The sequence below is a fragment of the Allobosea massiliensis genome, assembly GCF_042655245.1.
GTDB classification, from domain to species: Bacteria; Pseudomonadota; Alphaproteobacteria; order Rhizobiales; family Beijerinckiaceae; genus Allobosea; species Allobosea massiliensis.
Genome location: NZ_JBHSLU010000135.1, coordinates 212 through 1,243, shown reverse-complemented (window position 1 = coordinate 1,243; position 1,032 = coordinate 212). Strand labels below are relative to the sequence as shown.

The following is a 1,032-nucleotide window of genomic DNA, read 5'->3' as shown; positions in this document are numbered from 1 at the left end:
CGGGGATCTCTCGGTTCAGGGTTGGCGTTCACAACCCAAACCTAACCGGCAATCGCCGGTGACCACCGTCAGCTACACCACGCTATGGGACACGACCGCGGTTGCGGCCCGGCGTCAGCTCGCCGAAGTTGCGGAGCACGAGGTGGCCGTCGTGGTATTGGCCGCGAACTCGTTAAGAACCAATCCGTTGCTAGTCAGCCTGTCGGCCACGGAGCTGCTATGGCGAGCCAATGAGGAACTGCGACGCCAAAATGGTATCAGCGAGCACCATCGCCACGCGGCGCGTCCGATGTCGCCAAGATACTGCTAAGAGGAGCTGTAGGGGGCACCGATAGGCTGAGGCCCCACCTCCTGCTCATTCGACGTGGGGGGTAGTTCTAACCACGGCGGTTTCTTAAGGAGGAATCGAGCGCCGCCTATATCGATGTCGCGTTTGAACGCTCGGGAGGCCTGGCTAACAAATGCCAAGGCGGCATCGTAGGCGTTCGTTACCTCGGTAATTGTCGGCGTGCCGCCCAAACCATAGCGATCAGACATCACCTGTGGCTCTCGGGGCATCCTCTTCAGTAAATGCCGTTTTGCAGCTATACCTAGGTCCTTCACGTCGTCGTAGAGATCAAAAAGATCATGCGACTGCCGAAATTTCCCCGTCTTGTGTTGGGCAAAGGCTTTTAAGGTCTTTTCAACGGCCATTTGTAGCGACCAGAGAGCGGCTCCCCGCCCTACAGCATCCTTGCGTAAGATGTTCACGGCGGCACTTTCCAATTCGGGAAGAACGCCTTCGAGAAGTCCGCTTATCTTTTCATCGCTGGGTTTGATGCCCATCAGGTTTATGCGGATGCGCCGTAAGCCTGTGGGTCGTGTCCCATAGCGTGGTGTAGCTGACGGTGGTCACCGGCGATTGCCGGTTAGGTTTGGGTTGTGAACGCCAACCCTGAACCGAGAGATCCCCGATGACCGACGAGATGATGAACCTGCGCGGGCTGCTGGAGAAGAGCCCCGACGCCGATCTTCTGCGCGAGATGATCGGCT

Annotated in this window: 2 protein-coding genes; one reads left to right on the top strand and one right to left on the bottom strand. The window is 58.0% G+C overall.

Features of this window, described 5'->3' with window-relative positions; genetic code table 11:
* The coding region (locus ACFPN9_RS27790) for a hypothetical protein (RefSeq protein ID WP_377817944.1) at window positions 1-310 on the top strand (310 nt) is incomplete at its 5' end.
* Here ACFPN9_RS27790 and ACFPN9_RS27785 read toward each other — a convergent pair.
* Window positions 307-825, bottom strand: coding sequence for a HEPN domain-containing protein (locus ACFPN9_RS27785; RefSeq protein ID WP_068074806.1), 519 nt, complete (start codon window positions 823-825; stop codon window positions 307-309). The genes ACFPN9_RS27790 and ACFPN9_RS27785 overlap by 4 nt on opposite strands.
* Between the last annotated feature and the right edge of the window lie 207 nt (window positions 826-1,032).

Bases quoted from the DNA above. Each gene is read 5' to 3' on its own strand.
- ACFPN9_RS27785 (WP_068074806.1), bottom strand. From the start codon at position 825: ATGGGCATCAAACCCAGCGATGAAAAGATAAGCGGACTTCTCGAAGGC.